The following is a 16,256-nucleotide window of genomic DNA, read 5'->3' on the forward strand; positions in this document are numbered from 1 at the left end:
GCAAGCTCCTGCTCCCCGCCCCCAGCGAACCCGCCATCACTCCAGTCCGCACGCGCCGCCCACGCCAGCGCAAGCCGGAACCGACGATCACCCGTATCAGCCAGCAACCAGCTGCGCTGGAAGTTGCCACCGCCCCCAAGGGCAGCAACGAAGACAGCACCTCGGCGCGCCTGCCGGCCAGCTACCCCTACCGTACCCGACTGCGACGCCAGGACTACGAAAAGGCCAAGCACGCGCTGCAGATCGAGCTGTTGAAGGTCCAAAGCTGGGTGAAGGAAACCGGCCAGCGTGTGGTGATCCTGTTCGAGGGGCGCGACGCAGCAGGCAAGGGCGGCACCATCAAGCGGTTCATGGAGCACCTCAACCCACGTGGCGCACGCATCGTCGCACTGGAGAAGCCTTCGGAGCAGGAACAGGGCCAGTGGTATTTCCAGCGCTACATCCAGCACCTGCCCACAGCGGGCGAAATGGTGTTCTTCGACCGCTCCTGGTACAACCGCGCGGGCGTCGAGAAGGTGATGGATTTCTGCACACCGCTGCAGTACCTGGAGTTCATGCGCCAGACACCGGACCTGGAGCGCATGCTGTGCAACAGCGGCATCCTGCTGTTCAAGTACTGGTTTTCGGTGAACCGCGAAGAGCAACTGCGGCGCTTCATCTCGCGCCGGGACGACCCGCTGAAGCACTGGAAGCTGTCGCCCATCGACATCAAGTCGCTGGACAAGTGGGAAGACTACACCGCGGCCAAGGAAGCGATGTTCTTCCACACCGACACCGCCGATGCGCCGTGGACGGTGATCAAGTCCGATGACAAGAAGCGCGCACGGATCAACTGCATCCGCCACTTTCTACATTCGCTGGACTACCCGGGCAAGGACCACAGCGTGGCCCATGCCCCGGATGCGCTGCTGGTCGGCAAGGCCGCTCGCGGCTTCGAGGAAGACGAGCTGGTCGCCCAACCAGCCTGAAGGGCCTAGAAGTTGGCCATGGCACTGCAATAATCAGCTTTGCGCCGGGCCACGTCCTCGGCCTTGTCCAGGCGCTTGAGCGTGCCGCCGCAAGCGCTGTAGCCGTGCACCACCAGCTCATAGTCGGCGCCTTTTTGCGGCACGAACGAGAACATGCCCAGGCAGTTCTGCACCGTGTCATAGCCGGCCGAGCGGCCCCCATCGAGAAAGTGCAGGGTAAACGGCTTACCGGCAGGCACCAGCACTTCGCTGACTGCGTCACCCGCCTGGGCAGATACACTGGCCGGCATGCCCAAGGTTTCGCCATTGCGGTCGGAGAAGCCTTTGGTGGGTACCGCAATCACTCCGGCACCGGGGCTGTACCAGTCCACACAGTCCTTCTCCGGTACCGCCCGTACCATACCGTCGGCGATTACCCGCAGGCGTGCGGTGTCACCGCCACTGGGCGAGCCGTAGGGGGTATTGAAAGATTTGACTGCGGCAATGTTGCCGCAGCCGGCAAGAGCGGCGGCCAGCAGGCCGAGCATGACGGGTGCTTTCATCCGTGAATGTCCTTTGCGCGAATGCCGAATGTCCGGCAGCCTGACTCAGACCCGCCAATGCCGCTTGGGTTTCACTGCCATCTGCGATTCAATACGCACTTTTCCAGCACCACCCAAGGACTCAAGCCCCCATGGCCACCCCTACCAAGCAACAAAAACGCGCCAAGCGCGCCGCCAGCAAGGCCAAGCAGAACCGCATGGTGCGCAGCGGCCAGGCGGTCAAGCCCAGTGCCGGCGACAGCGCCAGCGTCGAGCAGGTATACAACAAGGCCATGGAGTCGGGCAGCTACGACGCGATGTTCGAGAAGATGAAGGAAGCCCAGGAAGGCGGCCTGGTGCCGATGATCTCGGTGTTCCTGGTAGACCCGCTGCTGGCCCTGGTGCTCAAGGGGCACAAGGAAGAGCACGCTACCGACTACATCGTGCTGGTGTTCAACGCCTACCGCAAATGGCTGGACGGCGCTGACGAAGAGGCCACCATGGCCTGGCTGGAAAGCGATGAGTTCCAGGAGGCCTACATCACCGCCTCTGAGTTGGTGGCCAAGCAGCAGCAACAGCAGAAGCAGTTTGGCTGACAGGGCCATTTAACCTGCAAGGGCCCTATCGCCGGCAAGCCAGCTCCCACAGGTTCATGACAGGCCTGAGGGCAGCAAGCTTCTTGTAGGAGCTGGCTTGCCGGCGATAGGGACACAGGCAACAAAAAGGCCGCACCCTTCACAGGGCGCGGCCTTTTCATTACAGCCAGCGCGGATCAGTTATCCAGCGCCACCCGCCCGGCAGCTTCGCGCTTGCGGTGCACCAGCAAGCCAGCCGCTACCACAGCGATGCTCAGCAACGCAGTCGCGATGATCTCCGCACGGTGATCCTCACGCAGCGCCATGACCACAAGAATGGCAACGATAAAGGCAATGGTCGCCCAGGTCAGGCCCGGGAACAGCCACATCTTGAAGGCAATCTTCTCGCCACTGGCTTCACGCTTGGCACGCATGCGCAGCTGCGAAATGGCAATCACCAGGTACACCAGCAGGGCGATGGCGCCAGAGCTGGCCAGCAGGAACTCGAACACCTGGGCCGGGGCCACGAAGTTGGCGAACACGCAGAGGAATGCCGCTGCAGTGGACAGCAATACCGCCACGTACGGGGTCGCCGCCTTGGTGGTGCGCTGGGCGATGGCCGGGGCGTCGCCACGCTTGCTCAGCGAGAACAGCATGCGCGAAGAGGTGTACAGCGCCGAGTTCAGGCAGCTGGTCACGGCAATCAGCACGACGATGTCGACAATCAGCTTGGCATTCGGCACGCCGATACGGCTCAGCACGGTCTGGTAGGAACCGGTTTCGGCCAGGGCCGGGTCGTTCCACGGCACCAGGGCCACGACCAGGAAGATCGACACCAGGTAGAACAGGCAGATACGCCAGATGACCGAGTTGGTGGCGCGGCTGATCTGCTTGCCCGGGTCCTTGGACTCGGCAGCGGCGATGGTGACAATTTCGGTACCCATGAACGAGAACATGGTGGTCAGCATGGCTGCCAGCACTGCGCCCAGGCCGTTAGGCATGAAGCCTTGGGTGTCGAACAGGTGGCTGGCACCGCTCACCTGGCTGCTCGGCACAAAGCCGAACAAGGCCGCACAGCCCACGGCGATGAAGCCGATGATTGCCAGCACCTTGAGCAGGGCGAACCAGAACTCGAACTCGCCGTAGTTCTTTACGCTGCACAGGTTGGTCAGGGTAAGCGCCAGGGTAATGATGAGGGAGAACGCCCACAGGTCAACCGCAGGGAACCAGGCATGCAGAATGGCCGCGGCAGCGTTGGCCTCCAGCGGAATCACCAGCACCCAGAACCACCAGTACAGCCAGCCAATGGTAAAACCGGCCCAACGCCCGATGGCGCGGTCGGCATAGGTCGAGAACGAACCGGTGTCTGGCGAGGCGACCGCCATTTCACCCAGCATGCGCATCACCAGCACGACCAGCGTACCGGCAGCGGCGTAAGCCAGCAGCACGGCCGGGCCGGCAGCTGCGATGGCGTGGCCGGAGCCTACGAACAGGCCGGCACCGATGACGCCAGCGATGGACAGCATGGTCACATGCCGTTGTTTGAGCCCCTGAGCGAGGTCATTGGAATTGTTACCGCTCATAAAACTACCTTTGTAAGGAGTGGACCACTCCGACTTCGGAAACGGAGCGCGCCTGGGGTTGACCTGGGCGTCGCTGCAATCGGCGGTTTCCTACTGGCAATAAGTGCGCCATCTGCTGAATGCATTCGTCAGAAAATTCCGCGGGCCTTTTAGCACGCGGTTTGGAGGGCTTTCGGCCATACCTTGACCGAAAGGGCGCCAAATCATCGGATTACTGAAATACCCACTTACAAACGCACCAAAGGTGCTCCTCGGTAACACCTGTGCACCACGGCAATGCCAAAAAGTGCAACCTTCAGGTACAACCTTTTAGCCTGCCGATGCACTCCCAGGTAAACCTGCCCCCAATGAACGCCTTTGACCTAAAGGTCGGGTTTACCCCCCGAATGGGCCAAAACCGCTTCCATGAGCGGGCTAAAGCTGGCACCATCGCGCCTTTTTTCATCAAGGCTCTGGTGCTGGGCGACACCTTCGCGGACATCTGCGCGACGTTACGCTGTAGCGATGCGACAAACTGCCCCACCAGTGCCCACAGTCCCTGGCAACCCTGTTGGCCGCCATAATGCCGCTATGCTAGCTTGGCGCTCGCCAGGAAGGCCGCCAATAGCTGGGAACGCACCCGAACACATGAGGACCGCACATGGCTCAGGCCACGCCCGCGCTGGAAATCCGCAATCTGCACAAACGCTACGGCGAGCAGGAAATTCTCAAGGGCATTTCGCTGACCGCACGCGACGGTGACGTGATCTCCATCCTGGGGTCGTCCGGCTCCGGCAAGTCCACCCTGCTGCGTTGCATCAACCTGCTCGAGAACCCGCACCAGGGCGAAATCCTGGTGGCCGGCGAAGCCCTCAAGCTCAAGGCTGCCAAAAACGGCGACCTGATCGCCGCCGACAACCGCCAGATCAACCGCCTGCGCAGCGAAATCGGCTTTGTCTTCCAGAACTTCAACCTGTGGCCGCACATGTCGATCCTCGACAACATCATCGAGGCGCCACGCCGCGTGCTCGGCCAAAGCAAGGCCGAGGCCATCGAAGCCGCCGAAGCGCTGCTGAACAAGGTTGGCATCTACGACAAGCGCCACAGCTACCCCGCCCAGCTTTCCGGTGGCCAGCAACAGCGTGCCGCCATTGCCCGTACCCTGGCCATGAAGCCTAAAGTGATCCTGTTCGACGAGCCCACTTCGGCCCTCGACCCGGAAATGGTCCAGGAAGTGCTAAACGTTATCCGCGCATTGGCCGAAGAAGGCCGTACCATGCTGTTGGTAACGCACGAGATGAGCTTTGCCCGCCATGTGTCCAGTGAAGTCGTCTTCCTGCACCAGGGCCTGGTCGAAGAGCAGGGATCGCCGCAGCAGGTCTTCGAGAACCCGAACTCGGCGCGTTGCAAGCAATTCATGTCAAGCCACCGCTAACGGAGCAATACATGCACACTTACAAGAAGTTTCTCCTGGCAGCTGCTGCCACGCTGGTGATGTCGGCAAACGCCATGGCCGCAGAAAAACTGCGCATGGGTATCGAAGCCGCCTACCCACCGTTCAACAACAAGGATGCCAGCGGTAACGTGGTTGGCTTCGACAAAGACATCGGCGACGCCCTGTGCGCCAAGATGAAAGTCGAATGCTCGGTCGTCACCTCCGACTGGGACGGCATCATCCCGGCCCTGAACGCCAAGAAGTTCGACTTCCTGGTGTCATCGCTGTCGATCACCGACGAGCGCAAGCAGGCGGTGGAATTCACCGAGCCGTACTACTCCAACAAGCTGCAGTTCATCGCCCCGAAAAACGTCGACTTCAAGACTGACGCAGCGTCGCTGAAGGGCAAGGTCATCGGCACCCAGCGTGCAACCCTGGCCGGCACCTACCTTGAAGACAACTTCAAGGGCGTCGACGTCAAGCTGTACGACACCCAGGAAAACGCCTACCTGGACCTGGTGTCCGGCCGCATCGACGGCATCCTGGCCGACAAGTACGTGCAGTACGAGTGGCTGAAAAGCAAAGACGGCTCGAACTTCGAGTTCAAGGGCGAGCCGGTGATGGACAGCGACAAGATCGGCATTGCCGTGCGCAAAGGTGACACCAAGCTGCGCGACGAGCTGAACAAAGCCCTGGCCGAAATCAAGGCCGACGGCACGTACAAGAAAATCAACGACAAGTACTTCCCGTTCAGCATCGAATGACCCGCCCTGACCGGCGCGCCCAGGTGGCGCGCCAGTCCCTAAAATGACCTGCCCATGAATATCGACCTGCACGGATTCGGTCCGGCCATGATGGCCGGCACCCTGATGACCGTAAAACTGGCGCTTTGCGCCTTGCTGCTGGGGCTGGTGCTGGGCCTGCTCGGCGCCCTGGCCAAGACCTCCCCGCTCAAGCCGCTGCAATGGCTTGGCGGCTTCTACTCCACCCTGGTTCGCGGCGTGCCCGAACTGCTGTGGGTGCTGCTTATCTATTTCGGCACCGTCGGGCTGATGAACAGCCTCGGCGAAGCCCTGAACATGCCGGGCCTGGAGCTTAGCGCCTTCGCTGCGGGTGTTATCGCCCTGGGCCTGTGCTTTGGCGCCTACGCCACCGAAGTGTTCCGTGGCGCCATCCTGGCGATCCCCAAGGGCCACCGTGAAGCTGGCCTGGCGCTGGGCCTTTCCAAGGGCCGCATCCTTTCGCGGATCATCCTGCCGCAGATGTGGCGTATCGCCCTGCCCGGCCTTGGCAACCTGTTCATGATCCTGATGAAGGACACCGCGCTGGTGTCGGTGATCGGCCTGGAAGAAATCATGCGTCACTCGCAAATTGGCGTGACCGTGACCAAGGAGCCGTTCACCTTCTACATGGTCGCGGCCTGCATCTACCTGGGCCTCACCGTCATTGCCATGACCGGCATGTACTTCATGGAAAAACGCGCCGCTCGCGGCTTTGCGAGGGCTGAATAATGAATTGGGAAGTCATCTTCAAATGGCTGCCACGCCTGGCCGAGGGTGCGGTCCTGACCCTGGAGCTGGTAGCCATTGCCGTGGTTGCCGGTTTGATCCTGGCCATCCCGCTGGGCATCGCCCGCTCCTCGCGCCGCTGGTACGTGCGCGCCGTGCCGTTCAGCTACATCTTCTTCTTCCGCGGTACGCCGCTGCTGGTGCAGCTGTTTCTGGTCTACTACGGCCTGGCGCAGTTCGATGCGGTGCGTTCCAGCTCGCTGTGGCCGTACCTGCGCGATCCGTTCTGGTGCACGGTGCTGACCATGACCCTGCACACCGCCGCGTACATTGCCGAGATCCTGCGCGGCGCGCTGCAGTCGATCCCCAAAGGTGAGATCGAAGCGGCGCGGGCGCTGGGCATGTCGCGTGGCAAGGCGCTGTTCTACATCATGCTGCCCCGTGCTGCGCGCATCGGCCTGCCGGCGTACAGCAACGAAGTGATCCTGATGCTCAAGGCCAGTGCCCTGGCCAGTACCGTGACCCTGCTGGAACTGACCGGCATGGCCCGTACCATCATTGCCCGTACCTACCTGCCGGTGGAAATCTTCTTTGCCGCAGGCGTGTTCTACCTGGTGATCTCGTTCTTGCTGGTACAGGGCTTCAAGCTGCTGGAGCGCTGGCTGCGTGTAGATGCCTGCCAGGGTCGCTGAGACCTTACTCGCCCTTTCGCGGGTAAACCCGCTCCCACAGGTACATCACTGGCCTTGAAACCTGTGCTAATCCTGTGGGAGCGGGTTCACCCGCGAAGAGGCCCTCAAACCCAACACACATCTACCCATGCCCAGCCACCTCCACAGCCACCACCTAAGCACCCGCTTCAAGGCCCTCGACCAGTTCCTGATCGAGCACCAACAGCTGTGGAAACCGCGCCCCTTCACCACCCTGCAACTGGCCTGGGAAACCACCCACCCCGAACTCGCCACCCACCTGCGCCAATGTTCCCTGGCAGACGCCGAAGCCGACCGCGCCACTGACCGCTTGCCCGCGCCCTTCCCGCAACTGGCCGAACAAGCCCAACAGCTCGCCGCCCTCGGCAGCCTCCCGCAAACCGACCTGCCACCTGCCGCCCACCGCCTCGACGTCGCCGTCCCCGGCCGCAAATGGCAGCAGATCGAAGCCTTCGCCAGCCACCTGGTCTTCCACCACCCGCCGCGCCACTGGCTGGACTGGTGCTCCGGCAAAGGCCACCTCGGCCGTCGCCTGCTGCAACCCGGCCAGCAGCTGACCTGCCTGGAATACGACGCCGAACTAGTCGCCGCCGGCCAGGCCCTGAGCGCCCACCATCAATTGCCAGCACAGCACGTACACCAGGATGTGATGGCCAGCGACAGCGCCCGCCACCTGGCTAGCGACAAAAGCGTGGTCGCCCTGCACGCCTGCGGCGACCTGCATGTACGCCTGATGCAGCTGGCCAGCCAGCAAGGCTGTCGGCAACTCGCCGTAGCCCCCTGCTGCTACAACCGCATCGCGGCGCCGCAGTACCAAGCGTTATCCACAGCCGCGCAGGCGTCGGCCCTAAGGCTGTCGCTGGACGACCTGGGCCTGCCCCTGAGCGAAACCGTCACCGCCGGTGCCCGCGTGCGGCGCCAGCGCGACACCTCGATGGCCCGGCGCCTGGGCTTTGATCTGCTGCAACGCCAGCAGCGCCAAACCAGCGAATACCTTGCAACGCCGTCGCTGCCGGTAGCCTGGCTGGAAAAGCCCTTCGAGCAGTACTGCCGCGACCTGGCAGACCTCAAACAACTGCCCTTGACCGGCAACCCGGACTGGGCCGCCCTGGAAGCCGCCGGCTGGCAGCGCCTGGCCGAGGTGCGCAACCTGGAGCGCGTACGCAACCTGTTCCGCCGCCCGCTGGAGTTGTGGCTGGTACTCGATCGCGCCCTGTTCCTCGAAGAACAAGGCTACGCCGTTCGCCTGGGCTTGTTTTGCGACTATCCACTGACCCCACGCAACCTGCTCATCCTCGCAGAACGCGACCGTTAGCCGCAGCACAACCTGTGGATAAGTCTGTGAACAAGCTTTTGATTACCTGTTGGATCCAAGCGCTATTTCAAGCGTTTGGCTTATTCCGGGTTGCAGCTCAAGGCCAGTAAAAACAGGCGTTTGCGCAAAGACCAGCGGCGCAGCGATCCGGCATGCCTTTCGCGCAAGTCCCAAATGCCACTTGTGCATAAACATTTCTTGTGGTTGGCGCAAGCGGCTTTTGTGGGAGCAAAAATGTCAGTGCGCCTTACCTTTGGCAATCTCGATATCGTTCATTAGCGCCTTGGCCATGTCGCACAGGTAATCGGCAGCACCCAGGAATTTATGGTCGTCTTCCATATCTCCCTCACGCACCAGGTGCTTGATGTAGCCCATCAGGATCGAGACATGCTCGTAGGCAGCATCCACAGGGACACCGGGCTCCACGCGTAGCAGATTGAGGGATGGGTTACCGGCTGCGAGGAAGGTTTCCACGCCTGCGGTGGTGATTGGCTTGGGGGTGCTGGGATCAGAATCGATCGTTTTCAATGTTCAAACTCCCTAGTTCAAAAGGAGTTGCCGTGTTCATTCTTTCTCACGGAATAAAGGCGGCAACCGTGCACGAGGTGAGAAACCGAGTGAACATAGGAAGCTCGGCCAGACCAAGGTCTGCCCGCGCACGGTCGCCATTACGCAGCCGATACGTTCAAAGTCGGGTTCTCACACCCGGTCGCCAGAGCGACCCGAGAACGGTATCCGTGAGCCACTTCCCCGACAACAGCGATACTTCGGCGGCGCGCGTAGGATACTTCCCAAGCATCCAAACCCAGAAGCTTTAGGCCCCATGGTTCAGAATTTCCTTACGCAAATTGCCGCACTCACACGATCCCTGTGGGAGCGGGTTCACCCGCGAAGAGGCCCTATCAGGCAACACAAGGCTAATGCCCCACCGCCGTAACGGTGTATCATCCGCCCCCCAAATCATTAAAAAGTGACGTCGCGCGCTGCCCGCCAGCCTCGCGGCCTTCTGGCGTTGCGCCAGAACCGACAATGGACCAACGGACCTGACCATCGTGACCCGAGCCAAACCCCTCGCCCTGTTGACCCTCGCCCTGACCCTGACCGGCTGCGCCGGCGGCACCTCGCCTCACCCAAACAGCAACCTGGGCTGGAACCACCCCGGCATGCAACTGGGCGGCGACAACGGCCTGCCCCTGCGCACCGAAAGCCCCTGCCGCAAGCGCGGTTGCGACAACGACAAGTTGTTCTTCAACCCGGGCAAAAGCGAGCCAAGCGTCAACACGATCCACCGCGGCTGGTAGGAAAATTCTCCTTTTAGGCCGGTGACTTAGGTCTTTTTCGAACATTCGCAAGGAAGTGGTTTACAGGCGCCAAACGATCGTTATAATGACGCCCCATTGCCGGTATAGCTCAGATGGTAGAGCAACTGACTTGTAATCAGTAGGTCCCGGGTTCGATTCCTGGTGCCGGCACCATTCAAGGTTCCATAGAAAGCTTTCAAAATCTCTGGAACCCACGAAAAACCCGCCTTCTGGCGGGTTTTTTCGTTTTGGCGTTCCGTCGGATTCCGAGGGTAGCCAGCGCTAATAAGGGTACTTTTAAGGATACCTACCAATTCGACATTGGAAAGTACCCTTATGGCTCGCACAACGGCTCCCCTTACCGACAACGCCTGCCGCACTGCAAAGGCTCGCGAAACTGAGTACAAGCTTTTTGACGGCGACGGTCTTTACCTGCTCGTGAAGCCCAACGGTCGCAAAGGCTGGCGGCTCAGGTACGTGAAGCCCGATGGTCGCGAGGGCCTTACCTCTCTCGGCAATTATCCGGTAGTCGGACTGGCTGACGCTCGCCGTAAGCGCTTCGAGCTCAAACAGCAGCTCGCCAATGGCATTGACCCTATACAGTCCAAGCAGCAGGCCAAGGTGCAAGCCGTGATCAATGGCCGTACCTTCGAAAGCGTTGCGCTCGATTGGTATGCCGGGATGGTGCCGAAGTGGGCGCCGGGCCACGCCAAGACTGTGCTCAGCCGGTTAAAGACTCACGTATTCCCTTTGATCGGTGCCAGAGCAATCGTTGAGTTGGACACCCACGACCTCATGCAACCACTGGAAGTCGTGACGAAGCGCGGCACCATCGACGTGGCGCTCAGGGTCAAGAACTACCTGCAAAGCATCATGCGCGAAGCCAAACGGCTGCGGCTGATCACGGCGAACCCAGCCCACGACCTCGATGGGTCGATCAAAACACCACGGGTTACACATCGACCCGCTCTACCCTTATCGCGGTTACCTGAGCTACAGGCGCGTATCGACGGCTACAAAGGTCGCCCGCTCACGCGCCTCACGGTGATGCTGTCTTTGCATGTGTTCGTACGCTCCAGTGAGCTGCGTTTCGCCCGCTGGAATGAATTCGACCTCAAGCGAGGTATCTGGGAGATCCCCGACACCCGCCCGGCGCTGGACGGCGTGCCCTTTTCCACAAGGGGTACAAAGATGGCCGGGGACATTCACGTTGTACCCTTATCGCCGCAAGCAGTGGCCTTGCTTGAGCAGATCCACGCGATCACCGGCAAGTTCGACCTGGTGTTCGCGGGGGATGCCAAACCGTGGAAACCGATGTCCGAAAACACGGTGAATGCAGCGCTCAGGACGATGGGCTACGACACCAAGGTGGATATCTGCGGCCACGGGTTCCGAGCCATGGCGTGCAGTGCGCTGGTCGAGTCCGGGCTGTGGTCGGAGACGGCTATCGAGCGACAGATGAGCCACAAGGAACGCAACAACGTGCGCGCCGCCTATACCCACAAGGCCGAGTTCCTCGAAGAGCGCCGGATGATCATGACTTGGTGGAGCCGGTTTCTGGAGGTAAACCGCGAGGAGCATGTCACCCCGCATGAGTTCGCCAATCAGTCAGGTGAGAACGTCACGCGCCTTCGCAGTGCCAAGAGGACCGAGTAGCCCGCCGCGCTACCTCCCAAGCCCGCTGTGAAGTTACCCACAGCTCCGCATGAAGCTCCTCCGCGCGGGTCCATTGAAACGAGGCGGCAAAGCCGCCCCGTTTCAATGGACCTAACCTTATTAAAAACCACTGGCACAGTTGTCATCTGTGGAAAACCACTGATGTCCACCGGAGGATAGTTTTATCCACAGGCGCTAACCCCCTGAAATTGCTTTGCTTGACGAACATTGTCCACAAGCGTAGACCGGTAGATGCAAGCGCTGCCGAGGCAGCCGAATGTGGCCAGAAACCTGAAAGGTCACGCCGCTACCGCGGTGGTTCAACCCCCAAGTACGATTCGCGTCCGGTAGCTCGTACGGTCACTACCCATGTGATGGATGCCAACTAAACATCGTTGCCCCTGCGGCAGCCACCCTACCCTTCTGTCCAGCAGCAACCTATCCGCTTGGCCATTTCGTATGCGCCAACCTGCACCCGTCTCTTTCTCTGGAAAGAGACGGGCGCTCCTACCACTGCTGCAGCCCTCATCGCATATGGCTTTGCGGCAATTCCCCTCGTGACAATCGGCGTGACAAACGCCGATGTCACCAGCAACAGCGCTGCAGATGATGGTGCCGCAGACCAGGGAATGGACTGCACCTGACTGACAGTCAGGCATGCCCCGGTCATCGCATCGCTGCGTTCACCCGGCTCAGGATCTTCAGGTGCTGGTCTCGTCAGCCAATGCCGCCTCTACCCGCCCACCGGCAACGGTGCTCAGGAGGCCAGATCATGAGATGCCCTTGCTCCCGGACGTAAGGAGCCGCCAGTCCCGCGTAGTGGACGTTCCCCACAGGTCGCAGGGGCCTTGATCCCTGATAACACTCAGCATTCTTGGTGGGATGACGTGGGGCAAGGATCAAAGAACGGTAGATGAGGTGACTGACATGCCATTGGTGGGTAGACGCGGTGGTCGTAATTTCGGCTATGGCAGGCAGTTGAGTTACGCAGGACCACAAGCGCTGAAAGACATGTTCGGCGGAGGCCACTACGGTACGGTGAAAGCACACTGTGATCGGTGGCAGGCATTCGTGAAGTGGTGCCGCTCCGAACAGGGGCCGGGTATCAATGATGCGCGGCAGATTGATCGAAAGGTGTTGGCCGACTATGCGGCGTATCTGCGCGACCTGGTTCGGCGCGGTGACCTCGCCGTCAGCACCGCACAAAACCGGCTATCCAGCGTTAACAGGACCATGGCGGCGCTTCGCGGTGATCAGTACGTGAAGTTGCCAAGTCCGAGCAAGGCTTTGGGTATGCAGCGCACCGGGGTTCGGCAGTCGGTGCCGCAAGGCCAAGACCGCGAACAAGTTCAGCAGATCTTCGAGGCGCTTTGCAGCCGTGACCAGAGACGGGCCGCAGCGATCGTCCTGTTGGCGCGAGCCACCGGAATGCGCTTGCGTGAGGCCATCCTAGCCGACTTGCCACGGCTGAGCCGTGAGGCCAACGACCTAAGCAGGATCAACATCCAGGATGGCACTAAAGGCGGCCGAGCTGGCGCCTCTGCGCCACGATGGATCGCGGTGGACCACCATATTCAAGATGCACTTGGGTTTGCACGGCAGGTGTCGCCTGCGAGTAGCCGCAACCTGATTGCGCCAGACGAAAGCTATCGGAATGTTCTGCAGGAAATCATCCGCCCAGCGCGGGATGTCCTGCATGCACACAAGCTCAAAGGCTTCCATGAGTTACGATCGGCGTATGCATGTGAACGCTATGAGCAAATCACCCAGCAGCCCGCGCCTATCAACGGAGGCCAATGTTACCAGGCAGATAGGATCCTAGATCGTGAGGCCCGAAGGCAAATCAGCTATGAGTTGGGGCACGGTCGGATCGACGTGGTAGCGGCCTACATTGGTGGCCGGGCATGAGTAAGCCATTCGATATGGAGCTGTTCCTGTCTGGAGTACTGTCCGGCTCGCACGCAACTCGGCAACGCCACATACGGCAGGCGAAAATCATCCAGGCTGAGATTGCCGTTCGCTGGCAGCGAGAGACGCCTTGGGTTTGGCAGAGAAAGCATGTCGCGTGGTTTCTCGATCATCGGATGAGCAAACGCAGTGAAGAGACGCGGTATTACTACGTGCTGACGGTTCGGCTGCTCGCTCGTCGCCTAGAAAAGTCATGGGTCTTTAATCTCTGATTCGGATCTAATGCTGGTAGTAACGAACGGCACCAATCGGCTATCACAGGCCGCTCATAGGCAACCTTCTCCGGCCTGGCGGCGGGAGACGTACCAAGGCACTACAGGATCGGCATGAACGTGTTTCTTCTCTAAATCAGGAACGCGCTGTAGCGCTCGTCAGTGTGCCTCGAGCCGCGCCACGGCTGCTGGAATACACCCTAGGCCCAGCCGAAAGTAGACTTGACAAAAGCTCGCATACCAATAATATTGGTGCCCTCTTTACGCGTTTTAGGAGCTTTCGAGCTCTAGTCTGGTGTATAGCCGGACTCTAATTTATTGAACGGTATTAGTTGCGACGAAGGCTCGCGTGGGCTTCACTCGTCGCACTCGTGCCTTAGCACTCGCACTCCTCGCAAATCCCACGCGAGCCTTCGCCGCTATATCTTTGGTAAAGAGAACCTCCTGGAGACGCAATCAAGTGCCATGGACTAGGGTCGACTAACGTGACGTTGAAGTACGATGACAAAAGACTCGAGTCACTAGCTCATATTTCTCTTGAAAACTCCCGTGTCGTTCTGACTCATCCAATCCTTTTTCTCTGCGGTGGCCAAGTAGATGTTAAGTCTGCTGCTCCGACTTCTGTTAGAGGGGCACTTGTTGAGTATTTGCACAAAGCCCGTTGTCATCTTGCAGACAGCATTACTCTGGCTGAAGACTTTAAAGACTGGATTCATGATGCTGTTTACAAAGACCTCTTGGCCTTTGAGAGCGACATTGCTCACATATCGTCCTTGATTGTTATAATCCTCGAAAGTCCGGGTGCGTTAGCTGAGCTCGGGCTATTTGTAAAAAACAAAGCTCTCAAGAATAAAATACTGGTCTTTGTCAGGCAAGATCACTACGAAGAAAGCTCATTCATTAAGCTCGGGCCATTAAGATACTTGCAAGGCGTAAAGGAAAGCAGCGTCTGCTCCTATCCCTGGGATAACAATGACCTAGCAGGAAGTCTATCTTCTTCATTAAAAGAGATGAGAGAAGATATCTTAGGCGCCATATCAAATCGAGACGAATCAGAGGCGTTCAACATCGATAACGAAGGACACATCGCCTTCGTAATTTATGAAATCATTAAAGTTTTCAGAGCCTTGAAGCTTATGGAAATTGAAGGCTACCTTCGAGCCCTCGACATTAACATTTCAAGAGACAAACTGAAAAGGCTTATATTTCTCCTCGGCAAATTCAACTTGATTAAAAGTTCGAAACGAGGCCATATCGACTACTACTATGTCGCCCTCGATGTAGTTATGGTCGAGTTTGCAGGGAAATTTGAACCGATTAAGGTTAAACTTGCGGCGCAACAATATTATGCGACCAATGATAGCGAGTCGAGAAGAATGCATGTTATTCAGTCTGCCTACGCTGTGGCTACTCCCGAGCCGGTCGTCTTGCCAGTGGGGGCGGAGTGATGCTGATCTTAGAAGAACTGGCAAGTAAGCTACTAATCAGTACCGCAGAATTAGTAAAGTTCGTGAACACTGCACCCTACCGATATAAGGTGTATTCAATTCCAAAACGGAGTGGCCGAGGACTTAGAACCATTGCGCAGCCTACTGAGGTGCTGAAAGTAATACAGCGAATGGTTCTCGATAGTTACTTGAAAGGCCTTCCTATCCATGATTGCGCTACAGCTTATAGAGATGGCTTAAGCATCAAGGAAAACGCCGCAGTACATCTGGGTAGCAAATATCTGTTAAAAATGGATTTTTCGGACTTCTTTCCGTCCATAGGCCCGAGCGATCTTATTACGCACATAAAGAAACATAGAAAAGATATCGCTAGAGAAGATGCTTACGCCGTAAGGAAAATATTTTTCTGGGCTACAAAGAAAGACCCTGCGCATAGACTTAGCATCGGCGCGCCTTCATCACCTTTCATATCTAACACCTTGATGTACGAGTTTGATTGCAAGGTCTTCGACGAGTGCACTCGTTTAGGTGTCAGATACACACGCTATGCGGACGATCTCACATTTACAACTAATGTCCGAGGCATTCTGTTTGAGCTTCCCGATATAGTAACCAAGACTTGTGCCGAGATTGGATATCCAACCTTAAGAGTAAACCAGGACAAAACTGTTTTTTCATCAAAAGGAAACAACCGCCACGTCACAGGACTGGTACTAACGAATGACAACAAAATATCACTAGGCCGAGAGAAAAAAAGGTACTTTAGATCGTTGATTCATAGATACTCACTTGGTGGCATGTCTAGTGAAGACATCTATGCACTCAAGGGAAGGCTGGCATTCGCTAAGCACGTGGAGCCGACATTCTATTATGCTGTTGTTCAGAAGTACGGTACGGAACTCATTAAATCAATCATGGAGTACCAAATCTTAAAATAGTTGTTTCTGCTCAGGTCTCGACTCACCTGCTTACAGTTCTCAGCCATAACACCAGAGCGCTAGGCCTCAAAAGAACAAGCATCAGCAAATCCGCATTGATCTAGGACACGTATATTTTCTGTTATTCATTACAGCCACA

General features: G+C 58.4%; 16 protein-coding genes and 1 tRNA gene. 14 read left to right on the forward strand and 3 right to left on the reverse strand.

What is annotated here, in order from left to right:
* Window positions 1-95 precede the first annotated feature (95 nt).
* Window positions 96-968 carry a polyphosphate kinase 2 gene (ppk2, locus tag JOY50_RS26235; RefSeq protein WP_165931621.1) on the forward strand — a complete coding sequence of 291 codons (873 nt, stop codon included), beginning with the start codon at window positions 96-98 and terminating at the stop codon, window positions 966-968.
* 5 nt (window positions 969-973) lie between these two features.
* Here ppk2 and JOY50_RS26240 read toward each other — a convergent pair whose 3' ends face one another.
* Window positions 974-1,510 carry a hypothetical protein gene (locus tag JOY50_RS26240; protein ID WP_132842888.1) on the reverse strand — a complete coding sequence of 179 codons (537 nt, stop codon included), beginning with the start codon at window positions 1,508-1,510 and terminating at the stop codon, window positions 974-976.
* Window positions 1,511-1,641: 131 nt separating this feature from the next.
* Between JOY50_RS26240 and JOY50_RS26245 the strand changes: the two genes are divergently transcribed.
* Window positions 1,642-2,085: a hypothetical protein gene (locus JOY50_RS26245; protein WP_138736473.1), complete on the forward strand. Its 444-nt coding sequence runs from the start codon at window positions 1,642-1,644 to the stop codon at window positions 2,083-2,085.
* Between the two features lie 176 nt (window positions 2,086-2,261).
* Here the strand turns inward: JOY50_RS26245 and gabP are convergent, their stop codons facing one another.
* Window positions 2,262-3,647, reverse strand: coding sequence for a GABA permease (gene gabP / locus JOY50_RS26250; RefSeq protein ID WP_243056064.1), 1,386 nt, complete (start codon window positions 3,645-3,647; stop codon window positions 2,262-2,264).
* A 640-nt stretch (window positions 3,648-4,287) separates the two neighbouring features.
* Here gabP and JOY50_RS26255 point away from each other — a divergent pair.
* From JOY50_RS26255 to JOY50_RS26275, 5 genes are all read left to right on the forward strand, one after another.
* Window positions 4,288-5,061, forward strand: coding sequence for an ABC transporter ATP-binding protein (locus tag JOY50_RS26255; protein ID WP_132842884.1), 774 nt, complete (start codon window positions 4,288-4,290; stop codon window positions 5,059-5,061).
* An 11-nt stretch (window positions 5,062-5,072) separates the two neighbouring features.
* On the forward strand, window positions 5,073-5,825 hold the full coding sequence (locus JOY50_RS26260) for an ABC transporter substrate-binding protein (protein ID WP_132842882.1): 753 nt from the start codon (window positions 5,073-5,075) through the stop codon (window positions 5,823-5,825).
* 54 nt (window positions 5,826-5,879) lie between these two features.
* Entirely contained in the window at window positions 5,880-6,572 is a 693-nt protein-coding gene (locus JOY50_RS26265) for an ABC transporter permease (RefSeq protein ID WP_016497593.1), read from the forward strand.
* Window positions 6,572-7,261 (forward strand): ABC transporter permease, encoded by a 690-nt coding sequence (locus JOY50_RS26270; RefSeq protein WP_016484493.1) that lies wholly within the window; start codon window positions 6,572-6,574, stop codon window positions 7,259-7,261. The genes JOY50_RS26265 and JOY50_RS26270 overlap by 1 nt, the downstream gene beginning before the upstream one ends.
* A gap of 127 nt (window positions 7,262-7,388) precedes the next feature.
* Entirely contained in the window at window positions 7,389-8,594 is a 1,206-nt protein-coding gene (locus tag JOY50_RS26275) for a methyltransferase (RefSeq protein WP_243056065.1), read from the forward strand.
* A 237-nt stretch (window positions 8,595-8,831) separates the two neighbouring features.
* Here JOY50_RS26275 and JOY50_RS26280 read toward each other — a convergent pair whose 3' ends face one another.
* The gene (locus JOY50_RS26280; protein WP_243056066.1) at window positions 8,832-9,122 is read right to left on the reverse strand and encodes a DUF3077 domain-containing protein; all 291 of its coding nucleotides are present in this window, start codon (window positions 9,120-9,122) and stop codon (window positions 8,832-8,834) included.
* Between the two features lie 524 nt (window positions 9,123-9,646).
* Here JOY50_RS26280 and JOY50_RS26285 point away from each other — a divergent pair.
* From JOY50_RS26285 to JOY50_RS26315, 7 genes are all read left to right on the forward strand, one after another.
* Window positions 9,647-9,895: a hypothetical protein gene (locus JOY50_RS26285; RefSeq protein WP_132842876.1), complete on the forward strand. Its 249-nt coding sequence runs from the start codon at window positions 9,647-9,649 to the stop codon at window positions 9,893-9,895.
* A gap of 98 nt (window positions 9,896-9,993) precedes the next feature.
* A tRNA-Thr gene (locus JOY50_RS26290) sits at window positions 9,994-10,069 on the forward strand.
* A gap of 162 nt (window positions 10,070-10,231) precedes the next feature.
* Window positions 10,232-11,551 carry an integrase arm-type DNA-binding domain-containing protein gene (locus JOY50_RS26295; protein ID WP_243056067.1) on the forward strand — a complete coding sequence of 440 codons (1,320 nt, stop codon included), beginning with the start codon at window positions 10,232-10,234 and terminating at the stop codon, window positions 11,549-11,551.
* Between the two features lie 927 nt (window positions 11,552-12,478).
* Window positions 12,479-13,459 carry an integrase domain-containing protein gene (locus tag JOY50_RS26300; RefSeq protein WP_243056068.1) on the forward strand — a complete coding sequence of 327 codons (981 nt, stop codon included), beginning with the start codon at window positions 12,479-12,481 and terminating at the stop codon, window positions 13,457-13,459.
* Complete coding sequence (locus JOY50_RS26305; protein WP_203543839.1) at window positions 13,456-13,731, forward strand: hypothetical protein; 276 nt, start codon at window positions 13,456-13,458, stop codon at window positions 13,729-13,731. Before JOY50_RS26300 ends, JOY50_RS26305 begins: the two co-directional genes overlap by 4 nt.
* 485 nt (window positions 13,732-14,216) lie before the next feature.
* Window positions 14,217-15,179, forward strand: coding sequence for a retron St85 family effector protein (locus tag JOY50_RS26310; protein WP_243056069.1), 963 nt, complete (start codon window positions 14,217-14,219; stop codon window positions 15,177-15,179).
* Window positions 15,179-16,117, forward strand: a complete 939-nt coding sequence (locus JOY50_RS26315) for a retron St85 family RNA-directed DNA polymerase (protein WP_243056070.1) — start codon at window positions 15,179-15,181, stop codon at window positions 16,115-16,117. The genes JOY50_RS26310 and JOY50_RS26315 overlap by 1 nt, the downstream gene beginning before the upstream one ends.
* The last annotated feature ends 139 nt before the right edge of the window (window positions 16,118-16,256 follow it).

It is taken from the genome of Pseudomonas sp. BP01 (assembly GCF_022760795.1).
Classification (GTDB): domain Bacteria; phylum Pseudomonadota; class Gammaproteobacteria; order Pseudomonadales; family Pseudomonadaceae; genus Aquipseudomonas; species Aquipseudomonas putida_Q.

What these genes read in the sequence shown, in the direction of transcription:
- JOY50_RS26260 (WP_132842882.1), top strand. Translation starts at nt 5,073, where the DNA reads ATGCACACTTACAAGAAGTTTCTCCTGGCAGCTGCTGCCACGCTGGTG.
- JOY50_RS26295 (WP_243056067.1), top strand. Translation starts at nt 10,232, where the DNA reads ATGGCTCGCACAACGGCTCCCCTTACCGACAACGCCTGCCGCACTGCA.
- JOY50_RS26240 (WP_132842888.1), bottom strand. Translation starts at nt 1,510, where the DNA reads ATGAAAGCACCCGTCATGCTCGGCCTGCTGGCCGCCGCTCTTGCCGGC.
- JOY50_RS26245 (WP_138736473.1), top strand. Translation starts at nt 1,642, where the DNA reads ATGGCCACCCCTACCAAGCAACAAAAACGCGCCAAGCGCGCCGCCAGC.
- JOY50_RS26265 (WP_016497593.1), top strand. Translation starts at nt 5,880, where the DNA reads ATGAATATCGACCTGCACGGATTCGGTCCGGCCATGATGGCCGGCACC.
- JOY50_RS26300 (WP_243056068.1), top strand. Translation starts at nt 12,479, where the DNA reads ATGCCATTGGTGGGTAGACGCGGTGGTCGTAATTTCGGCTATGGCAGG.
- JOY50_RS26275 (WP_243056065.1), top strand. Translation starts at nt 7,389, where the DNA reads ATGCCCAGCCACCTCCACAGCCACCACCTAAGCACCCGCTTCAAGGCC.
- JOY50_RS26315 (WP_243056070.1), top strand. Translation starts at nt 15,179, where the DNA reads ATGCTGATCTTAGAAGAACTGGCAAGTAAGCTACTAATCAGTACCGCA.
- JOY50_RS26270 (WP_016484493.1), top strand. Translation starts at nt 6,572, where the DNA reads ATGAATTGGGAAGTCATCTTCAAATGGCTGCCACGCCTGGCCGAGGGT.
- gabP (WP_243056064.1), bottom strand. Translation starts at nt 3,647, where the DNA reads ATGAGCGGTAACAATTCCAATGACCTCGCTCAGGGGCTCAAACAACGG.
- JOY50_RS26305 (WP_203543839.1), top strand. Translation starts at nt 13,456, where the DNA reads ATGAGTAAGCCATTCGATATGGAGCTGTTCCTGTCTGGAGTACTGTCC.
- JOY50_RS26255 (WP_132842884.1), top strand. Translation starts at nt 4,288, where the DNA reads ATGGCTCAGGCCACGCCCGCGCTGGAAATCCGCAATCTGCACAAACGC.